Genomic DNA, 18,902 nt, shown 5'->3' on the forward strand with positions numbered 1-18,902 from the left:
CACTTCATTGAAGTGGCTTTATCAATTCTAGGAACTTCTTTTCCGTAAGGATCTCGTTGGTTACCAGTTGACCATCCAGATAAAGTGTATAGGTTGTAAATGGACATGGCGCTTCTTTGGCCTTTTGTACAGAGTCTAAATGGATAATTTGAAGTGGAAAGCCTTTAGATTTGGCAGCTTTTTTAACAATGTCTACATATTTTTCAGTGTAGGGACACTGGTGGCTGTAGTAAAGCTTATTCCCTTCAACTAGACCCACATGGTCCATAAAAGTCGGTTTATCAGATTTATTAAGCGGTAAATACAAAAGTTCATAATCAAGGACAGTATCAGCTACTTCAAAACCCTGTTTCTTGAGAAAGATTGGATCTGATAAAAATGTCTTTTTCTTATGAGATGACAAGACAAGCAGACCATCTTTTTTCATGACTTTTGCGTCTTCTATGGCCTGGTCTAAAAGCATCTTGCCATAACCCTGTTTTTGATATCTTCCAGATACCCAGAAACAATTGATGTAAAGATAGTTATCCGCCTTAACTGGTGCAAAGGCATATTCAGCCGGTATATACTCCATAAACACCTTGCCTCTAACATCTAGTTTTCTAAATACCAAGCCATTTGAAAACTGTTTTTTCATCCATTCTTTTTTTAATACAATTCCTTCATCTTTTGATGACAAAGAACAACAAATATGTTCACTCTCAATATTCAATTCATCTACAATTTTAAACATAAGCACCTCCCTTAACTTAAGTATACACCACCAATTACGACATGGGTATGTCATAGATCCGTCACTTTTAAGCACTAAATAATCATTTTACTGTTATTAGCAATAATTTCTCATTTTATAGGATACAATATAAATATAAGGAGGATATTTATGGGATTTTTCAACATTAAAGGTGATGAACCTACAGGTAATGAACCACTGAACATAAGAAAGGATCCAAGTGATTCAAAGTTTAATCTTATAGCAGGGATTGTAATTGTAGTGGTATTTGTAATTGCCTTCTTATTCTTTGCATAGAAAAAACCGTTTCAGCCGAAACGGTTTTTGTCTTATTTTAATACAGCCAAGACAAGCTCTCTTAAAGTCTTACAAGCGACTGCTGTAGACATGCCTGAATGATCATAATGTGGTGATAATTCTACAATATCTGCACCGACAATATTTAGACTCGACAAAAAGACCAGTGCTTTTATAAGCTCCTTATAGGTGATGCCACCCGGTTCTGGAGTCCCTGTCCCTGGAAATATTGAAGGATCAAGTACATCTAGATCGATCGTCACATAAACTGGTGTATCTCCTAAGATGTCTTTAAGTTTTTTTATAGACTCTAGAGAAAAAGGATTAAAATCCGTATGTTCTTTTGCCCATTCAAACTCACTTTTTTCACCTGATCGAATACCGTATTGATGGATCTTTCCTGGTGATACAAAATCAGCCACACGTCTAATAACTGTTGCGTGAGAAAACTTTTGTCCCATATAATCTTGTCTTACATCTGCATGAGCATCCAAATGAATGATATGCATATCAGGGTATTTTTTAAAGACACTCTTAACGACAGGCAGTGTCACTAAGTGCTCTCCACCGATCATCACTGGTTTTTTATGGTCTTTAACCAGTCCATCCGTATATGTTTCAATGATACTTAAAACTGTCTGTACTTCACCTAAAGGAAAGAACATATCCCCTGCATCATGAATAGAATGGTCTTCTAAATCCATATCCAAATAGGGGCTGTAAGTTTCTATACCTTCCGATTCATTTCTTACATGCATAGGACCAAATCTTGTACCAGGTCTGTATGATGTTGTGCCATCAAAAGGAATGCCAAAAACAACTACTTCAGATTGTTCATAGGCATGATCCATAGCCATAAAAGGTCTGCCCTTATCGATATTCATTTTAAACCTCATCTAACATATCTTGTGCAAATGTTGGTAACATAAAGCATCCGATATGAATATTTGTATTATAGTACTTAGTCTTTAAACCTAACTTATTCCAAGCATCTAAATCAGCGTCCTTTAAAGGATCATACTTCTTAGATGCAAAACCAAATAGCCAGTGGCCTGATGGATAAGTCGGCATATGGAATTGATATACCTTTGAAACTGGGAATAGTTTCTTTATTTTTGAATGAGAACGCTTCATTTCTTTAGCATCTCTATCATAATATGGACTCTCATGCTGGTTGACCAAAATACCTTCATCTGTTAAGGCTCTAAAACAGTTGTCATAGAAAGCCTTTGAAAACAAACCTTCTCCAGGTCCAATCGGGTCTGTAGAATCAACTAAAATCAAGTCATAAGCTTTTTCTAATCCATCTACAAATGCCACACCATCTTCAAAGTATAGGTTTACTCTTTCATCTTCTAACTTAGAAGCTGTAATTGGCAAATACTTTTGAGACAGTCTTACAACTCTTTCGTCTATTTCTACCATATCGATTTTTTCGATTGATGCATATCTAGTTAACTCTCTAACGGTACCACCGTCACCACCACCAATTACTAAAACCTTTTTAATATTAGGGTTGGTTGCCATTGGTACATGTACAATCATGTCGTGGTAGGCAAACTCATCTTTTTCATTTACCATCATTAAACCATCCAATGTAAAAAACTTACCGAACTCATAAGAGTCAAAAAAGTCTATACTCTGGAATTCACTTTGCTCACTATGAAGCTGTTCTTTAACTTTTATAGAAAATCTTACATCATCAGTATGTTCTTCTGTATACCATAATTCCATTTTAGTCCTCCTTTATACAATAAATATAATCACCATTGGTATCCTCTAATCCAGAGAGTGTACCATTTTCTTTTTTTAACAGTTGAATATAGTCTACAATTTCTTTTGTGATATGTTCACCCGGTGCTAAAATCGGGATCCCAGGTGGATAAATCATGACAAACTCACCAGAAATTCTCCCAACGGAACATGACAAGTCGAGTCTTTCTTTTTCAGAATAAAAAGCCTGTCTCGGTGAAAGTTTAACACCGGTAGCACTAAAATGCTTAAAGTCTAGTTCCAACTTATCTTTCCTGTAATTGTTACTGATAGCATAGAGTGCCGAAACCAGTTGGTTGACTTCCTTGTCTGAATCACCTATGCTCAGGATGGCTAAGATATTATGTGCATCTCCCATCTCGATCTGAATATTATAGTCATCTCTAAGGATTTCATACACATTTAAACCAGTTAATCCAATCCCTGTTACATTGATGCCTAGTTTGGTCTTATCAAAACCATAACAGCCTTTTTTAGAAAAACTATCCTGATCAAAAGCAGTCAAGCCATCTATACGATTAATCTTTTCTCTAGCTGACTCAGCAAGAGCAATGACTTTATCAAATTTATCTTTACCTTCATCGACCAAATACTTACGAGTCAAATCAAGGCTGGTCATCAAAATATAAGATGCACTTGTTGTTTGAGTTAAGTTGATAATGGTCTTTACATGATTTCTTAAGATCCGTCCATTATTCAGTAATAAAACCGAACTTTGAGTTAAAGAACCACCCGTCTTATGCAGACTAGAAGCCACCATATCTGCTCCTAAGGCAATTGCCGAACATGGAAAATCATCATGAAATGGAAAATGTGCACCATGTGCTTCATCTACAATGACATGCATGTCATGTTTATGCGTAAGCTCTATAATTGCTTCTAATTCTGAAACGACACCATAATAAGTCGGATTAATAATGAATATAGCCTTAGCATGTGGTGCTTCCTTAACAGCTCTTTCTACATCTTTCAGAGAAAGGCCCGTCACCATCCCATAGTCTTCCTCAATATGAGGGTATATATAATGAGGGATAGCCCCACTTAAAATCAATGCATTTATAGCAGACTTGTGGACATTTCTCGGCATGATGATGGTATCACCTTCAGATACAGCACTCATGACCATAGACTGAACAGCTTGAGAAGTACCGTTGACAATAAAGAAGGCTTCATCAGCACCATAAGCATCTGCCATTAAATCTTCTGCTTCTTTAATAACACTGATAGGATTACATATGAAATCTAAGGGTTTCATAGAATTCACATCTGCTGCCATCACTGATTTGCCTAAAAAGTCCCTAAGATAGTCATTGCCTCTTCCTCTTTTATGGCCAGGCACATCAAAAGGAATCACACGTGAATCAATGTGATCTTGTAAAGCAGCATATAAAGGCAATTTCGAATGGTCTAGCTTATAATCATGTCTACGCATAGTTTTTACCGTAATAGATTTCTTCCATTTCAGTTCTAAGTTTCTTTCTAATTTCTAAGCGTTCTTCTTCGCTTAAGTTTATTTTTTCTGTTGAGAATAAATAATTATCTAAATCAAATTCTTTCAAAAGCATTTTTGTATGGAATATCTTTTCCTGATACACATTGGTATCAATACAGGAATATGCCGCCAAAACATCTTCTGGTATATAGTCTTGAATTGAAGTGATCTTGTGATCTATAAAATGTTTGTTGCCATTTAAATCTCTTGTAAAACCCCTCACCCTATAATCCAAGTTAAGAATGTCAGAATCAAATGAACTTATTAAAAGTTTTAAGGCTTTTAGTGGTGATATTTCGCCACAGGTTGATACATCAATATCAACTCTAAAGGTAGATATACCATCATCCGGATGACTTTCAGGATAAGTATGTACTGTAATATGACTTTTATCCAGATGGCCTACAACTGAATCCCTAAACTCTAAGATACCTTTGTTACACGAGTCATCTAGTTCCTCATCTGTTAAAGGTTCTTCTGAAATTAAGATTGTTACACTGGCCCCTTGAGGTTCATAATCTTGTTTTGCAATGTTTAGAATACATGCCCCAATTGTTTCAGTAACTTGACTTAAAATATCTGTCAAACGCTTTGCATTATACTGCTCATCGATATACTCGATATATCTTTTCTGATCTTCTTTTGTTTTTGTATAACAGATGTCATAAATATTAAAGCTTAAGGTCTTTGTCAGGTTATTGAAACCATATAATTTTAACTTATTGTTCAATCACTTATTCTCCCTTCAAATTAAACAATTTAATACAAATAAATACTAATCATATTATCATTTCATGGCGGTAAAAAGTCAACAAAATTTTACTTCCAGACCATAAATATTTATGTTATTTCTACATTAAGAAAATCTACCCACTTTTTCATCATGAAATCATTCAAATTTCAATAGTTTAAGACACAATTATTTTACTATAAAAATAAGAGCAGATCTTTGCTTTTTTACAAAGTCTACTCTCTATAATATATACTTATTCATCTAAAGAAATTAATCATTACATTTATGCTACTTTTTATCATTTTCATATATTCTGACAGCCTCTTTAACCGCTTCTTTAATACCCTTTGAACTGTAAGTTGCACCTGATACAATAGCGACTTCTGAAGAATTATTTTCAATCATTTCTTCTATGACGGACTTAGCACTCTCCATATAATTAGTCGTATCTGTGTGACTTGTTACGACGACATCTAAAATCTCATCCTTATAAAAAACAACACTTACATCAACTTGGCCTTTATAACCTTCACCACTGGATTCAACTACTACAACGTCTTCTGGATACTTTGACATATCTACCGCTTCACTAGCAGCACTTGTATGATTCATTCTAATTGTTGCAAATGTTAAAATAAGCACCAGAAAAATCTTGATTATTTTTGGTTTAAAATCCGGTTGAAGAGCACCTTTTACAGGACATGCGCCAATGCATTCATGGCACCTGATACAGTTTAAATCATTGATTTCTTTTCTTTTCGTAATCTTTATAGCCATGGCACAGTTACGTTCACATTTTTTACATTTGACGCACTTGTCATTTCTTGTGATTGTGAATAACCTTCCAATTGACAACAACGAATACTGGGCACCATTTATACAGAAAAATCTACAGAAAAATCGATCTATAAAGAGGCTCATCAGTGTAAATAAGCATAAAGCTACAAGTGATATTATCTGTATGGACTTAAATGTAATCAAGGTTTGCATTGTAGAAAAAGGATCTAGTATGGACAACTTTACAACAAGAAATCCTAAACCAGTCAGTGAAACTAAATAGATTAAGTAGCGTGAATACTTTAGGATATCATTTAACTTATCAGAAACCTTGATAGGTTTTATTTTAAGAAACGACCTAATCCTAGCCGCTATATCCTGGACAAAGCCAAAAGGACACATCCAGCCACAAAATACTGGCCCTATTAAAATACTTAAAACCAAAATAACCAACCAAAATCGTGTTAAAGTGCTCATACCTATAGCGATGAAAACTATGAGTGCTGTTAACTGTACCAATGACCTTACCTTCGATAACATTTTCATATAACCTCCAAGTTATTGTTTCCAGGAAATATTATCACACACCTTTTCTCATTTGTCAATATTGTTTCCAAGAAACTTTATTTACAAAATCATTGGTATATGTTACTCTTATTTGGGAGGCATTATGACAAGTAATAGCAAAGAACAATTAATTGAAGACATGAAAAAACTCATCAACACACTTATTGATAACCAGACATCAAGTGATGATAAAGAAATAAAGTGGATGTATGACCACTGTCAAAATGATGCGCTAAAGCCCATCATCAGAAAAATGACAGTCTTAATGCTGCATGTCCTTGAATCCATTGATGCACATGAAAATATCAACTGTAAAGTAATCTCTGAAGAAACAAACATCCTAAAAGGGACAGTTTCGAAAATTGCAAAGAAACTACTAGATTTAGGCCTGGTCACTTACGAGTATCAAGAAAACAACAAGAAAGAAAAACTTTACAAGTCAACAAAACTCGGCAGTGAAATGTCTATTTTACATATGAATATGCATAAGGTTTATCATAAAGCGCTTATTTCACACCTATCTTCTTTCTCAAATGAGGACTTTGACACCACTTCAAAGATGATTAAGGCCTTTCTTGACTTTGATATAAAAAAATAAAAAATCCTCCTTCACATAAAGTTGTGATTGGAGGATTCTATTATTTAAACTTAAATGACTACTTTAAATTTTATTCTGCTCGACTAGTTTATGCATCATCATTTCATACAAGTCATTAATGAAAGAGAACTCTTTTACATGTGGGGCATACTTTGCACGTATTAAGGCCTCGTCAAATCCATCAGACTTATCTTTATTGTCATCATTAAGATTTCTTACACATGTATCTAAACAATCCACTGCTTTTGCAAACTTAGCCTCTCTTGATTCTTTAGACTCATACTCATGTATGATTCTTGAAAATCTTTCTGATTTGGGTATCAATGATTTAATCTTATCAAGAGCTAGTGCTTCTTTTTCATCTTTTCCCTTAAGTTCCTCAGGATTGTTAAACTTAGCATCTCCTGCAAATACTTCAACAAGGTCATGATACAATAGGTATTCCAGTACTTTCAGTCTATCTAAAGGCTCATCTATATAATCTATTAAAATATCTGCAATCAACATGCATGACCACGAGTGTTCAGCAGTTGACTCCTTTCTGCTACCTACATTGAGTCCTCTATCTACCAGTTTTAACTGCTCCAACTCCTGTAGGCATCTTATCAACTTATCCATGTTCTCCTCCCAAAATCAATGATTTACTTTCATACATATACTAACATACTTGCTTCTAATAGTATCATACCTACAAGTCAAAAGCCCAGTTTCCTGGGCTAATTTTAAAGTAATATGTGTGATTTTTCTTTAATCTTAAAAGTCTTCAAGTACTTGTTTTCCATGGGTATCCATTTACTTTCAAATACCTTAAGCTTGTCTTTGCCGTTTCGTCTTTCTATCCGGTCTCTCTGGTCTGACTCTGTCACCAAACAATAAACATTCAAATCTGAATAATCACCGAAATAAGGATGCCGACTGTATGAACCTTCTACAATGATAAATGGTCCTGATTTAACCACGAGTTCTTCAGTATAGTCCATCATTCTACAGTCAAACCTGGTATAGGAAAAATCTCTACCAGACCTTAAGTGGTCTACTACCTGATCTTTAAAGCGTTCATAATGAACATTACCTCCAGCCTGATCAAGTCGCTCTTCTGAACGAAGGTTTGGTGGCAAGAAGAAATCATCCATATGTACAACACTCGATTCTAGGACTTTTCCTAAAACGCCTGCTAGTGTTGTCTTTCCAGAACCTGCTGGTCCATCAAAACTAATTACAAATGGATAATCACTATCCATATTGGATATTTTCTCAAGAAGTGGTATCAAACGTGTATAAGTATTATCTACTATATAGAACTTCTGACCTTCTTTATCAGAAGAGATCTTGAAATCATTAGATACTTCATATCCTCCAGCTACTTCTTGTAGCCATTTTTCAAACTCTACTCCTGAACAAGCTTGTGTTAAATCAGATAACTTTTTTAACCACTCTAGTGGCAAGCCTTTTTCTTTCCAGAAGCTGATAGATACCAAAGAACATTTTTCCAACTTCTTTAATAAAGATGATTGATCGCTTAAGTTCATATCCATAACCTCACACATTAAAATCTTACTTCTTGAAGTTTCATTATTTCACTCTTCAATGAAACGACTAAAACTGGTATCAATATCAATTGCAAGATAATACCCGGTATAGCAGTCACAAATGCTCCCGCTAGGAACATTTCCCATGAGAACATAATACCAAAGGATTGTGAGAGGATGTACCTAACACTTCCCCACATGACTCTACCTGCAAGCATAGAAAGCATCAAGCTCAGATAAATTGTTAGACTACCAAAACCATACTTTTCTTTAAACACTTTAAATGCCAAACCTGCAACCATGCCATAAACGGCAAGCTCAAAGGCCATTGATATACCTACCGGCATCAAAGGTGGCATACCAAACATAAGCCCTCTTAATATTGGGGCTATAAACCCTACTGTTAATCCATACTGCCATCCACAGATCAAACCACAAATCAAAACAGGTATATGCATGGGCAATAACAACCTGCCTATTGTCGGGATTTGTCCTGTTAAAAATGGTAATACTAAAGCCAATGCTAAGAATAACGACGATAAAATAACTTTCCTTAAATTCATTTTTCTTCTCCTTTTGTAAGTTACAAAAGCAGCTTCTGCAGCATGAATTGACTTCCTGTCAATTATATTTTTTTACTTGTTCTATTGCAAGATTAACCAGATCACCTACAGATGATTCTGTGACACCTGCAACAATATTGTCACAATGATTCATAGGAATAATGATGCGTTTTGCATGGCTTTGACCTATTGCAACAGCCATGGCTGGCGTAATCTCTCCATATAAAGAATCTGCAATTACCATGCCTATAGGGCCGATGATGATATCTACCTTTCTAGCATTGACTATGACTGCATTTTCTCCAGTAGCAGCAAAATCAGCTCCTGCTTTTAACATGGCATTCGTTGCCATACTATTTGTGCCTACTGCGATAACACTTGCATCAGAAACAGATGACTTTATAGCCGTCACTATTTGTCTTCCAAGTCCTCCGCCTTGTCCATCTAATACTAAGATTTGCATGATTCACCTCCCTACTCGTTTGTAACATAGTTCATTTTACTCTAAAGCGTGTCCTACTGCAATTCATTTATAAAATAAAAAAGAATCATATCTCAATTAAGATATAACTCTTTAATAAACTTATTTGATATCTTTTAACTCATATAACTTCTGAAGGATATCCAAGCAGTACTGCTTGCTGCTTTCAGATTTTGAGAACTTAAAGTCCTCCACCAGACGGTAGCCAAAGAATAGGAGCATTTGCTCATAAATGTATAACTCCTTATAAGCAGACATATCTACAAACTCTGAAAGACCTTCTATATAAGCCGGCACACATGTCTTGTAATAGTCAATAACCATGTCAGGTGCGGTTTCGTCAATTATTAGACTGGCTATGTCTTCACCAATAGCACCCCATCCAGTCGTATCCCAATCAATTAAACGTATCTTTCCATCCACATAAAAGATGTTGGTAACCCAGTAGTCTCTATGACTAAATGTCAGAGGAAGTTTTTCTATCTCTTGCCAAACGTCTTTAGATCTTTCATCATTGTCTATTAAAAGCTTACAGATATGCTTTGGCAGTTCACAAGACTCGCTTCTCACATAGTCATAGGTTTCAGGCCAGGCGACATATGCATGATAAACTTCTTTTATCATTGACTCACGACTTAGGTTGTTCAAGCTACTCAGTACTGGTGGCTTATCACGAAGAAGCTTTCCTTGAAAACGACCTATTTCTCTAGAAGCAACCCCAAACATTTCAAGTGTTAAATCATGGCCTGATATACCATCTATGTACTCCATCCAAATCTCTACTTTGTCTTCTTTTTTCTCCAAATGATAACAAGATGGCCATCTCAAGTCATCTGACATGACAGTATCTAGTTCAGAGTGATACAAGTCATATTCTCTAAGCCATGAATCAGGATCTGCATGCCTTTTCCACTGCTTTTGAATTTTATGGACCACTTTATAAGGGATATCTTTGTTTTCACTTGTCGTGGCAAAACCTTCTACAAGCTCGACTTCGCCTACGGTACCACCATGTAGTTTTGTTGTTTTACCAGTAACTTTTGAAATTTCTGTCTTGAGCATATTTGTCAGTGCGGTATACAAACCTTGGTTGTTTTTAAACTCTAAATACTTTGTCAATCCTTTACGGCTCCTTAATCTAGTTCATCTAACTGTTCTTTCAACTAAATCCTATCATACTCTTAGCTTTCTATAATAGGACGACTTTAGTTTAATACTTTTCTTACATTAAGAAATCAATGACCCCTTTAACGTAAGTTCACCTTTTCATTGACTCAACTCAATGATTTAGTTATTGAGAAAGTCATCCTAAACAATTAGTATTTAAGTAGGAGGAACATCATGAAGACACTTAAAACAAACTTAGTTAAACTAAGAAAAAAGTACGATATGACTCAAAGAGATTTAGCTGATAAATTAGGACTGACTTATCAGACCATCAGCAAATGGGAAAACGGAAACTCCCTACCCGACATTAGTCTTTTACCTTCACTTGCTGACATCTTTCATGTATCTACTGATCAGCTACTTGGCATTTCGCCTCTAGCTGAAGACCGATATCACGATAGAAACAAAGATTCTTCGGATTATAGAGATAAAATACTGAGTCAATTCGAAGCAACCAGAAGACTCTACTGGAACGAAGACTATCTTGAGTTTATCGTAAAGAAGGTTTGGAAAATTGACTCTCCTGTTCATATTGCAGAAATTGCAAGTGGTAATGGCCTCTTTTCTAAGCAGATTCTCAAATACCTTCCTGAAGGAAGTACTTATACAGGCTTTGAAAAAAGTCAACTTCTGCTTGAGGATGGTATTAAGAGACTTAGAAATAAAAACATCACTCTTCTAAGCTTTGAAGAAGCATATGATATAAGAGATAAATACGATATTGTCATTTGTCAAAGTTATTTAAGAAATCATGCAAGTCCTGACAAAGGCGTTGAACTCATGATTAAGCTCGCAAAACCAGGTGGTTTAATAGTCGCCCATGAATACAATAAACCATTTGAGAATTTTGGTTTGTTATTAGGTCATGAGGATGACAATAGTTTTGAGAAGAGCACTTTTTTACATAAACTCTGGCTAAAGGAACTTGAAAAGGAAGGTCGTGATTATAGAGTTGGACTAAAACTACCTCTTATGTTCAAACAAGCTGGCTTAAGAAATATTGGTAGTCGAATGAATGACCACATAGACATCTTATTAGGCGATGATGCGTCTAAGAATAAACTTGAGCTCCTAAACGAATACTACCGTCTGACAAGTATCTCTGAAGAGAACTTCCTAGACTTTCTTATAGAGAGAGGTCTTTCAAGATATGAAGCCCTTAGATACATTGAACTTTATAATCACCGAAAAGAATTCATGAATCAAGCATCAGAACATGTTGAAATGGTTCATATAAGCGGATTGATACTTACCTGGGGTAAAAAAGAATCTCTATAAAAATAATCACTTCACTGTCAATTGCAATGAAGTGCTTTTATATTACTCGTATTAATGGCTACTTGTGTTTAAACTCTCTTTTATGACCAACTACAATAAGAATTAACATGACTAGTGCAAAAAGAATTGAGGGGATATTAACCATGGCACCTGGAGCAGTTCCAACAGTAGGAACAGGTTTAAATACTGGAAAATAAAATGCTCTAAAGGCATATTCCACTCCCATCAGAAGATACATAAGTGGTATCATTGCACGATATCTAAATGCTACAAGTAAGTAGATTAAACCGATGATCAACTGTGACAATCCCCAAAGTCCAAATACCCCGACCACGGCTTGTGAACCTAATGAAGTAAATGAATCTAATGGAATTGTAGCAATGGTTTGGGCACCTCCATCTGGTGCAAATAGGTGATGCTGACTTCTCCACAGGGTAACTGCTGTTAAAAGGTAAAATGCATAAAGGGCAATCTTATAACCTCTATATTGATTGTCTATTTTCTTTGGGAATATAATGTTTATTATTTCTTTCATATTGTTCCTTTCTTATCGTATGTATCTTTAATTCAAATAAATGAGACATTTGACTCACTTATAATCTCAATGTATAATACTTCTAAAATGAAGTCAATAAAATCGATTCAAGTGAGACAGGAGGCTATCATATGTATCATTTATCTTCTAATAAGAAGACACATCAATCAGCCGAGCTTATTTATAATGGATTGTGTGAACTCATTTCTGAAAAGGATTATTCTGCAATCACGATAAAGGAACTTGTCGAAAGAGCAGGTGTGGGCAGAGCAACCTTCTATAGACTCTTTGATTCAATAAATGATGTACTTAAGTATAAATGTGATATGTCATTTGACCTCTTAAGACAGTCGGTCACTCAGTATAGAATAAGTCAAAGGCTTTCTGAACCTACAGCCTCTACTAAACTCTTAAAGCCAATACTTCGCTTTTGGTATTTAGACTCAATCATCATTGAAGTAATCATAAAAGCAAACGCATTGGACATTTTACTTAGTAATATTGAAAAGCTATTTGATGATTTGTTCCACAGTTTAGATAAAAAAGTCAACCCAGACTTCCATGAGGATTACTTTGTAGCCATTAGAACTGGTATACTTTTTAATATACTTATCAAATGGGTCAAAAACGGAAAAAATATCCCTCCAGACCAGCTGACGGATATTCTTTTGAAACAAATGCAAGAAGTGAAAAATGTCAACCTCTTATTCTAAACAACTCATTCAAGTGAGAGTTCATAAAGTAGTCCTCACTTGAAAACACTTCTTTATCTTTATAAACTCATGTCTTACTAAACACTTGGACTTTATATTAACTCGGTTTTAAGAAAGTCCACTAGCTGATTATTCTTATCATCTTTTTCTTTACGAACGGCACAAACCTCATAATCATAAACTTTTTCTAATGCGACTTTAACAACATCATCTCCTTTAAAATAATCACACACATACTCACTGGCAAAGGTTATACCAAAACCCTGACGAACTAAGTCAAAAATCATGGATAGATTTTCATAATTAGTTTGAGTTTGAATATCTAAGTCAACACCTGCCTGTTTCAAAATATACTCGGTCATTTTATGAGGATACTCCTGAGGTGCGCTTGATATCAATCTGTTCCCCTTTAAATCGGCTAATTTGATTGACTTTTTTGACCCCAATGGATGGTCTTTGCTTAATAGTACATACAATCTTTCTCTAAACAAAATATCATATACCAACTTATCATGTTTCTTTTGGATAGGTGTGTACTTTATGATTGCAATATCTAGCTTATCCTCTATTAGCATTCTTTCTAAATCTGATATGGATTCAACTTTTATCATATAATTATCTTCACTATGATGGGCCATAAACTTCATGACGATGTTATTGATAGGTGTTGTATAAGATAGTTTATATAGGCCAATATGCCTAGTGATGCCTTGGTTTTTATATTGATCGATTTTTCCGATAAAATCATGGTAGTTTGAGACTAACTGCTGTGAGTCTTCAATAAATCTTTTCCCATGTTCCGTTAACTGCATCCCCCTTTTAGACCTTATAAACAGATCCACACCTAATTTGGACTCAGTATTTCTCAAACTTTGAGATAAACTTGGTTGACTTATATGTAAAAACTCTGATGCTTTTGTTAAGTTTCCAAAATCAGCAATGGCCTTAATATAAATGATCTCTCTTATTTCCATGACAACTCCTATCATAGGCAAAACCTATCATATTCATAATTATTAACAGTTTTATTTAATTCAAATTATAGCCTATACTTTAAGTAAGAACAAGAAAGGAGAACAAATGTCAAAAATAGAATACAAAATATACAAAGGTGATAACGTGGATTTTCTTGAAGAACTAGTTAACAAACTCATGTCATTTCAAGCTGAACACGCTAAGATTCATCCAGAGATTATGGCAAGTATGAACTACAACAATCGACTGAAGTTAGAATATAAAGGTTCAAATAATGAACTTATGTATGTTGCATACGACAATGATCAGCCCATAGGTTTTGCATATGGAACAATCAGTCAAGTAGCAAATGAAAGTGTTCACTCATTACCCGAGGTAATCTCTAACATGGGTGGAAAGGGATTTTATCCTGATGATTATCAAGTACCAAAGTCTATCGGTACCTTTAAGCTTCTCTATGTTGATGAAAAATATCGAGGTTTTAAAGTTGGTAAAGAACTTTCAGATTATTTAATGGACTGGTTAAGATCTAGTGGTGTAGAAGATCTATGGGTATATGTAGCAAATGGAAACGAAGTGGTCGGAAAGTTCTATGAAAAATATGGTTTTAATTTTAGTCATAGTGTATGCAATGGTTTTATCGATGCCTATAAACAAGTCTTATAAATCATACCACTTAATGATACCAGCTGTATTGTTTTCAGCTGGTGTCATTATTACTGGCAAATTTGCAGTCCAACACTACGGCTCTTATACCATTATTTTTTTTAGATTCTTAATAGCTTCAATCATTCTTTTTCCATTTGCAAAAGCAAATTATACCCCCTTCAAGTTAAGGGATTTGCCCATATTGACAATTATAGGTTTCATCGGCTTTTTCCTCTACAATACACTAATTGTAAAAGCCCTCATATCTACAAGTGCCAGTAATATTTCTATCATTTCTGCACTTATCCCCATTACTACATTATTAATCGAAACCATCGTTTTTAAGGCTAGATTAAGAAGAAATCATTTAATAGCAATAGCATTATCATTTTTGTCCGTCATGTTTGTTATTACAAATGGACATATACTTATGATATTTGAAATATCATGGTCTAAGGGAGACTTGCTGATGTTACTAGGTATTTTTTGTATCTCTATCTATAGCATTTTCAACTCACGAACAAAACTATCCTATCCACCCTTACAATTACTTTTGTTTTACTTTATTATAACAACTATTATTTCAACACCTCTTGCACTAAATGAAATGCCCTCTCAGTTTTCTCTTGTGGGAACTTTATCAATCATTTATCAAGGCGTCATGGGTACTGGTATCACATATATACTCATTCAACTTTCATTAAAGAAATACGGTGCAAACCAAACATTGATCTACTTTAACTTCATTCCAATCGTTGCACTGGCTTTATCAATAATTATTTTAGGTGAGCCTCTTTCTTTTTCATTAATAGTCAGTAGTATCTTGATGATTGCATCTATTAGGCTTGTATTTACTCCAAAAGCCTTCAAACTTAAGCATGCAACTACAAGCATTTCTAAAGGGTCCTCTTAATTAGAAGACCCTTTCCTAACTTTATCAAATCGTGATTTACTTGCTAAATTAGATTCAAAATCTTGAGTAAATTGTCTACATCTTTTTCATCCATACCTAGAGCATTTAGGAACAATCGGTGTTCACTTTGAGACTCCAATTCAAACTTCTTATGCCATTCTCTAAGATCTTCATCAGTATAACCCGAATCAATAAGAAACTGCGACCATGTTGTCCTGTTAAAATCAGTTTTATCATTTAAGATGACTTCATCAATTAATACAGCCAATATCATATTCTCCTGTTTTTTTAATAGTGCTATATCATTTTGAATGGATTTTAATCTTCCACTAAGAATCTCTGAAACACTGTTATCTTTAATGTTAAATAGTTTTTTTATATCATCTAATGGAATGCCTGCCGCTCTATGCCTAACAATCATTTTCAAGCGCTCAACATCCTCTTCTGAATACAACCTATAGTTACTTTCGCTTCTCTCAGATGGGCTAAGAAGGCCTATTTTATCATAATAAAGCAAGGTACTTCTCGATAACTTAAATTGTTTTGATAACTTACCTACTGTATACATCAAAAGCCTCCTTAGATGAGTTTACCTATTTAAGTAATTGACCTGTCTGAAGATAATAATTAAGTGAATCCTCCCATAGTTTCATATGTCCATTGAAAATATCTTGAGTATTTTCATTATGCATTTTCTCAATATAAGCATCCTCTATTGCAGTATACGTATAAGTTATATCGCAATAAGTAGTTTGCCTATCACATTCAGATAGACCTATATCAATTATAACAATCATTTCACCTGGAATGAATTTAACGAACTGTATTACATACTCAAGATGATCATATCTAGTCATTACCCATTGATAACTTCCGAAATCGTTCTTTGTTTTAAAAACACATCCTTTTTCAGCTAAACCACTCTCAGAGTAAATCATTTTGTATGACCAGCCATTTAACCATTCGGTTTCTCGTTCTGGACAAAGAAGCTCAAATACAGCATCCTTAGAACCATAAATCGTTTGTCTATAATTTCTTGATAACCTACAATCTTTACTCATTTGTTCCTCCTAACTTACCTAACTTAAGACCATTGCAATTGCAAAAGATAATTAAATCTAATATAAATATTTATAGTGTTAAGTTCATCTTAAAGTGTAAACCTATAGACAGGTCAAGGATAAATAAAAAGAGCTTCATTAAAAAGCTCAAAATAGGATTCTCATATGTTAAATAATAAGTTATTCATATTCAATAAATACTCACTTTAATTTCAGTTGATTTTATTTGTTCAAATATGACTTTGTGAATTTACTTAAGTTCTGTAAATCATCAGCATTAGGTCTTCCCTTATGCATTAATGTAAACTTACCTCTGCAATGATACTCTTGTTCAGACATCTTCAAACCATTTTTTTCTGCGATTTTTTTGACTTGAGCATATGTTGATTCAATAATTGCAGCAGAGCTAATATTAACAATCTCACCGACCTTTACATCAATGTTACCAATAAACTTTTTTACATCATTTGATACACCGGACCCATAAACAGAACTCGCGAGAAATAAAACATCTATATCCTCTTTTAATGGTTCATCAACTGTTAATGCTTGTACACCCGCTTCTTTAGCAACAGTATCTGCAAGCTTTTTGGTATTGCCTGTCTTTGAATAATATCTTACTGCAACTCTCATTTATTACCTTCCTTTCATCCACTAAACAATATACTTTACACTTAATCTTGATTGAAACTATATATCTGATATAATTATCACATATACAATCATAATGGTAAATACTATTAGTTTTGATTGGTACTATCAAAAATGATAGTGCTAATAAAGGAGACCTATGAATCCAAAATATATCTGTGAATGTTCAGATTGCAAAATTAGTGATGACATCAAAATACAACTCTGCCCTTATTGCATGGCACAAAAGGTCATTAAAGGAAAGTGGAAACTGCTTATTTTTTTGGCATCTACAACAGGGGACCAAAAGATTTAATGAGCTCAATAGACTTATTCCTTGTACGCAGGCAACATTAAATCGACAGCTAAAAGAACTTGAATTTGATGGAGTGGTTCACCGCGAAGTCTACAATGTCATACCTCCAAAGGTTGAATACTCTTTAACAGCCTTAGGTGAACAGTTTAACTCCGTTATCTCAAGCATGGGTGATTGGGGGATTACGTACTTCAAGGCACAAGGCATGGAAAACGAAAGTAATTTAATGCTAGAAGCAAGAAAAAAATAGACTAGATTCAATATCTAGTCTAACTATAAAGAGCTTCGTCCATAGAACTACCTTAGACAGAGAATACATCAATACCCACTACTTAATAAAGCTCTTCTAATAACATCGAATGTTTCTTCTATTGGAGCTACTCGCCCTTGTTCAACATCATCATGTGCTACAGCTAGTGTTCTTATCAGTTCTAATTCTGTTAATAACTGTCTAAACTCCTGAATACCGATAGCTTCAATATTTGCTCTAACATCTTTCGTATTCATTATTTGACTAGCGATTCTTTCATATTGCCTCTTTGCAACAACTTTTGATTTCAGTTCTTCAGCAATATATAAATAAATCTGTTCTAAGTTATTAATTGCCTCATCAGTAAGCTCTATTTTATATGATGTCATATAGAATTTTTCTTTCTTATTGAATCAAAAGCTTCTGATGCCTCATGAACTCTTCCTGCTGCAGCATCAGCATAACCCTTGTCTAACTTATCGTATAACTCTGTTTCAGTCATAGTTCCTACTTGAAGACTATCAGGAGCGCTAGGCAACTTGACTGGGAATGGAATCCCTCCTGTCATGCTGATTTGTCTTAAATACATGTTAATTGCAGTAGACATAGGAATACCTAGCTCTTCCAATACTTCTTCAGCCTTTTGCTTAACTTTAGGGTTAATCCTTATATTTAGTGTTGTTGTATTTGCCATTATAACACCTCTCTCTACATTAATTGTAACGCAAAATGCGTTACATAACAACAGAACGATGATATTCCAAACCTACTCTAATAAAAAACTCCTCCGTGAAGAGAAGCTTTCAATCATCATTCACCTATTATTTTTACCAATACTCTTTTAAACTTTCCGTAGCGAATTATTCTTAATGG

At 34.4% G+C, this 18,902-nt stretch carries 24 protein-coding genes and 1 pseudogene; 7 read left to right on the plus strand and 18 right to left on the minus strand.

Annotated elements, in window-relative coordinates:
* Window positions 1–4: 4 nt before the first annotated feature.
* Window positions 5–733, minus strand: a complete 729-nt coding sequence (locus EZV73_RS10885) for a GNAT family N-acetyltransferase (protein WP_240840340.1) — start codon at window positions 731–733, stop codon at window positions 5–7.
* Between the two features lie 150 nt (window positions 734–883).
* Between EZV73_RS10885 and EZV73_RS10890 the strand changes: the two genes are divergently transcribed.
* Window positions 884–1,030, plus strand: a complete 147-nt coding sequence (locus EZV73_RS10890; RefSeq protein ID WP_240840341.1) for a hypothetical protein — start codon at window positions 884–886, stop codon at window positions 1,028–1,030.
* Between the two features lie 32 nt (window positions 1,031–1,062).
* Here the strand turns inward: EZV73_RS10890 and speB are convergent, their stop codons facing one another.
* The 5 genes from speB to EZV73_RS10915 form a co-directional block, all read right to left on the minus strand.
* Window positions 1,063–1,914 (minus strand): agmatinase, encoded by an 852-nt coding sequence (speB, locus tag EZV73_RS10895; RefSeq protein WP_240840342.1) that lies wholly within the window; start codon window positions 1,912–1,914, stop codon window positions 1,063–1,065.
* A 1-nt stretch (window position 1,915) separates the two neighbouring features.
* Complete coding sequence (speE, locus tag EZV73_RS10900; RefSeq protein WP_240840343.1) at window positions 1,916–2,764, minus strand: polyamine aminopropyltransferase; 849 nt, start codon at window positions 2,762–2,764, stop codon at window positions 1,916–1,918.
* A gap of 1 nt (window position 2,765) precedes the next feature.
* Complete coding sequence (locus EZV73_RS10905) at window positions 2,766–4,235, minus strand: aminotransferase class I/II-fold pyridoxal phosphate-dependent enzyme (RefSeq protein WP_240840344.1); 1,470 nt, start codon at window positions 4,233–4,235, stop codon at window positions 2,766–2,768.
* Window positions 4,228–5,025 (minus strand): adenosylmethionine decarboxylase, encoded by a 798-nt coding sequence (gene speD, locus EZV73_RS10910; RefSeq protein WP_240840345.1) that lies wholly within the window; start codon window positions 5,023–5,025, stop codon window positions 4,228–4,230. Before speD ends, EZV73_RS10905 begins: the two co-directional genes overlap by 8 nt.
* 291 nt (window positions 5,026–5,316) lie before the next feature.
* A complete protein-coding gene (locus tag EZV73_RS10915) occupies window positions 5,317–6,351 on the minus strand; it encodes a 4Fe-4S binding protein (protein WP_240840346.1) in 1,035 nt (344 codons plus the stop codon).
* 124 nt (window positions 6,352–6,475) lie between these two features.
* Between EZV73_RS10915 and EZV73_RS10920 the strand changes: the two genes are divergently transcribed.
* A complete protein-coding gene (locus EZV73_RS10920) occupies window positions 6,476–6,970 on the plus strand; it encodes a MarR family winged helix-turn-helix transcriptional regulator (RefSeq protein ID WP_240840347.1) in 495 nt (164 codons plus the stop codon).
* Between the two features lie 63 nt (window positions 6,971–7,033).
* On the opposite strand, the gene EZV73_RS10925 is transcribed toward EZV73_RS10920, so the two are convergent.
* The 5 genes from EZV73_RS10925 to EZV73_RS10945 form a co-directional block, all read right to left on the minus strand.
* Entirely contained in the window at window positions 7,034–7,588 is a 555-nt protein-coding gene (locus EZV73_RS10925) for an HD family hydrolase (RefSeq protein ID WP_240840348.1), read from the minus strand.
* 104 nt (window positions 7,589–7,692) lie between these two features.
* A complete protein-coding gene (locus EZV73_RS10930) occupies window positions 7,693–8,499 on the minus strand; it encodes a uridine kinase (protein ID WP_240840349.1) in 807 nt (268 codons plus the stop codon).
* 17 nt (window positions 8,500–8,516) lie between these two features.
* Entirely contained in the window at window positions 8,517–9,062 is a 546-nt protein-coding gene (locus EZV73_RS10935; protein ID WP_240840350.1) for an ECF transporter S component, read from the minus strand.
* A gap of 58 nt (window positions 9,063–9,120) precedes the next feature.
* Window positions 9,121–9,525, minus strand: a complete 405-nt coding sequence (locus EZV73_RS10940) for a DUF3842 family protein (RefSeq protein ID WP_240840351.1) — start codon at window positions 9,523–9,525, stop codon at window positions 9,121–9,123.
* Between the two features lie 120 nt (window positions 9,526–9,645).
* The gene (locus EZV73_RS10945; RefSeq protein ID WP_240840352.1) at window positions 9,646–10,662 is read right to left on the minus strand and encodes a phosphotransferase; all 1,017 of its coding nucleotides are present in this window, start codon (window positions 10,660–10,662) and stop codon (window positions 9,646–9,648) included.
* A gap of 222 nt (window positions 10,663–10,884) precedes the next feature.
* On the opposite strand from EZV73_RS10945, the gene EZV73_RS10950 reads away from it, so the two are divergent.
* Entirely contained in the window at window positions 10,885–11,988 is a 1,104-nt protein-coding gene (locus EZV73_RS10950; protein WP_240840353.1) for a DNA (cytosine-5-)-methyltransferase, read from the plus strand.
* Window positions 11,989–12,046: 58 nt separating this feature from the next.
* Here EZV73_RS10950 and EZV73_RS10955 read toward each other — a convergent pair whose 3' ends face one another.
* The gene (locus tag EZV73_RS10955) at window positions 12,047–12,523 is read right to left on the minus strand and encodes a hypothetical protein (RefSeq protein WP_240840354.1); all 477 of its coding nucleotides are present in this window, start codon (window positions 12,521–12,523) and stop codon (window positions 12,047–12,049) included.
* A 131-nt stretch (window positions 12,524–12,654) separates the two neighbouring features.
* Here EZV73_RS10955 and EZV73_RS10960 point away from each other — a divergent pair, with 131 nt between their 5' ends.
* Window positions 12,655–13,236 (plus strand): TetR/AcrR family transcriptional regulator, encoded by a 582-nt coding sequence (locus tag EZV73_RS10960; RefSeq protein WP_240840355.1) that lies wholly within the window; start codon window positions 12,655–12,657, stop codon window positions 13,234–13,236.
* Window positions 13,237–13,328: 92 nt separating this feature from the next.
* Here EZV73_RS10960 and EZV73_RS10965 read toward each other — a convergent pair whose 3' ends face one another.
* The gene (locus EZV73_RS10965) at window positions 13,329–14,210 is read right to left on the minus strand and encodes a LysR family transcriptional regulator (RefSeq protein WP_240840356.1); all 882 of its coding nucleotides are present in this window, start codon (window positions 14,208–14,210) and stop codon (window positions 13,329–13,331) included.
* A 106-nt stretch (window positions 14,211–14,316) separates the two neighbouring features.
* On the opposite strand from EZV73_RS10965, the gene EZV73_RS10970 reads away from it, so the two are divergent.
* Together EZV73_RS10970 and EZV73_RS10975 are read left to right on the plus strand one after the other, a co-directional pair.
* Entirely contained in the window at window positions 14,317–14,877 is a 561-nt protein-coding gene (locus EZV73_RS10970) for a GNAT family N-acetyltransferase (RefSeq protein ID WP_240840357.1), read from the plus strand.
* A complete protein-coding gene (locus EZV73_RS10975) occupies window positions 14,804–15,772 on the plus strand; it encodes a DMT family transporter (protein WP_240840358.1) in 969 nt (322 codons plus the stop codon). Before EZV73_RS10970 ends, EZV73_RS10975 begins: the two co-directional genes overlap by 74 nt.
* A gap of 43 nt (window positions 15,773–15,815) precedes the next feature.
* Here EZV73_RS10975 and EZV73_RS10980 read toward each other — a convergent pair whose 3' ends face one another.
* The 3 genes from EZV73_RS10980 to EZV73_RS10990 all read right to left on the minus strand — a co-directional run bounded on the left by EZV73_RS10980 (window position 15,816) and on the right by EZV73_RS10990 (window position 17,466).
* Window positions 15,816–16,340 (minus strand): MerR family transcriptional regulator, encoded by a 525-nt coding sequence (locus EZV73_RS10980; protein ID WP_240840359.1) that lies wholly within the window; start codon window positions 16,338–16,340, stop codon window positions 15,816–15,818.
* Between the two features lie 25 nt (window positions 16,341–16,365).
* A complete protein-coding gene (locus EZV73_RS10985; RefSeq protein ID WP_240840360.1) occupies window positions 16,366–16,833 on the minus strand; it encodes a hypothetical protein in 468 nt (155 codons plus the stop codon).
* Between the two features lie 222 nt (window positions 16,834–17,055).
* Window positions 17,056–17,466, minus strand: a complete 411-nt coding sequence (locus EZV73_RS10990) for a flavodoxin family protein (RefSeq protein WP_240840361.1) — start codon at window positions 17,464–17,466, stop codon at window positions 17,056–17,058.
* A 235-nt stretch (window positions 17,467–17,701) separates the two neighbouring features.
* Here EZV73_RS10990 and EZV73_RS10995 point away from each other — a divergent pair.
* Window positions 17,702–18,029, plus strand: a pseudogene (locus EZV73_RS10995) (winged helix-turn-helix transcriptional regulator).
* A gap of 68 nt (window positions 18,030–18,097) precedes the next feature.
* Here EZV73_RS10995 and EZV73_RS11000 read toward each other — a convergent pair.
* Window positions 18,098–18,418 carry a hypothetical protein gene (locus EZV73_RS11000; RefSeq protein WP_240840362.1) on the minus strand — a complete coding sequence of 107 codons (321 nt, stop codon included), beginning with the start codon at window positions 18,416–18,418 and terminating at the stop codon, window positions 18,098–18,100.
* On the minus strand, window positions 18,415–18,723 hold the full coding sequence (locus tag EZV73_RS11005; RefSeq protein ID WP_240840363.1) for a type II toxin-antitoxin system RelB/DinJ family antitoxin: 309 nt from the start codon (window positions 18,721–18,723) through the stop codon (window positions 18,415–18,417). Before EZV73_RS11005 ends, EZV73_RS11000 begins: the two co-directional genes overlap by 4 nt.
* Window positions 18,724–18,902: the final 179 nt, after the last annotated feature.

The organism is Acidaminobacter sp. JC074, from assembly GCF_022496765.1.
Lineage (GTDB): Bacteria > Bacillota > Clostridia > Peptostreptococcales > Acidaminobacteraceae > JABXKX01.

Bases quoted from the DNA above. Each gene is read 5' to 3' on its own strand.
- EZV73_RS10885 (WP_240840340.1), bottom strand. From the start codon at position 733: ATGTTTAAAATTGTAGATGAATTGAATATTGAGAGTGAACATATTTGT.
- EZV73_RS10890 (WP_240840341.1), top strand. From the start codon at position 884: ATGGGATTTTTCAACATTAAAGGTGATGAACCTACAGGTAATGAACCA.
- speB (WP_240840342.1), bottom strand. From the start codon at position 1,914: ATGAATATCGATAAGGGCAGACCTTTTATGGCTATGGATCATGCCTAT.
- speE (WP_240840343.1), bottom strand. From the start codon at position 2,764: ATGGAATTATGGTATACAGAAGAACATACTGATGATGTAAGATTTTCT.
- EZV73_RS10905 (WP_240840344.1), bottom strand. From the start codon at position 4,235: ATGCGTAGACATGATTATAAGCTAGACCATTCGAAATTGCCTTTATAT.
- EZV73_RS10915 (WP_240840346.1), bottom strand. From the start codon at position 6,351: ATGAAAATGTTATCGAAGGTAAGGTCATTGGTACAGTTAACAGCACTC.
- EZV73_RS10920 (WP_240840347.1), top strand. From the start codon at position 6,476: ATGACAAGTAATAGCAAAGAACAATTAATTGAAGACATGAAAAAACTC.
- EZV73_RS10925 (WP_240840348.1), bottom strand. From the start codon at position 7,588: ATGGATAAGTTGATAAGATGCCTACAGGAGTTGGAGCAGTTAAAACTG.
- EZV73_RS10930 (WP_240840349.1), bottom strand. From the start codon at position 8,499: ATGAACTTAAGCGATCAATCATCTTTATTAAAGAAGTTGGAAAAATGT.
- EZV73_RS10935 (WP_240840350.1), bottom strand. From the start codon at position 9,062: ATGAATTTAAGGAAAGTTATTTTATCGTCGTTATTCTTAGCATTGGCT.
- EZV73_RS10940 (WP_240840351.1), bottom strand. From the start codon at position 9,525: ATGCAAATCTTAGTATTAGATGGACAAGGCGGAGGACTTGGAAGACAA.
- EZV73_RS10950 (WP_240840353.1), top strand. From the start codon at position 10,885: ATGAAGACACTTAAAACAAACTTAGTTAAACTAAGAAAAAAGTACGAT.
- EZV73_RS10955 (WP_240840354.1), bottom strand. From the start codon at position 12,523: ATGAAAGAAATAATAAACATTATATTCCCAAAGAAAATAGACAATCAA.
- EZV73_RS10960 (WP_240840355.1), top strand. From the start codon at position 12,655: ATGTATCATTTATCTTCTAATAAGAAGACACATCAATCAGCCGAGCTT.
- EZV73_RS10965 (WP_240840356.1), bottom strand. From the start codon at position 14,210: ATGGAAATAAGAGAGATCATTTATATTAAGGCCATTGCTGATTTTGGA.
- EZV73_RS10970 (WP_240840357.1), top strand. From the start codon at position 14,317: ATGTCAAAAATAGAATACAAAATATACAAAGGTGATAACGTGGATTTT.
- EZV73_RS10975 (WP_240840358.1), top strand. From the start codon at position 14,804: ATGAAAAATATGGTTTTAATTTTAGTCATAGTGTATGCAATGGTTTTA.
- EZV73_RS10980 (WP_240840359.1), bottom strand. From the start codon at position 16,340: ATGTATACAGTAGGTAAGTTATCAAAACAATTTAAGTTATCGAGAAGT.
- EZV73_RS10985 (WP_240840360.1), bottom strand. From the start codon at position 16,833: ATGAGTAAAGATTGTAGGTTATCAAGAAATTATAGACAAACGATTTAT.
- EZV73_RS10990 (WP_240840361.1), bottom strand. From the start codon at position 17,466: ATGAGAGTTGCAGTAAGATATTATTCAAAGACAGGCAATACCAAAAAG.
- EZV73_RS11000 (WP_240840362.1), bottom strand. From the start codon at position 18,418: ATGACATCATATAAAATAGAGCTTACTGATGAGGCAATTAATAACTTA.
- EZV73_RS11005 (WP_240840363.1), bottom strand. From the start codon at position 18,723: ATGGCAAATACAACAACACTAAATATAAGGATTAACCCTAAAGTTAAG.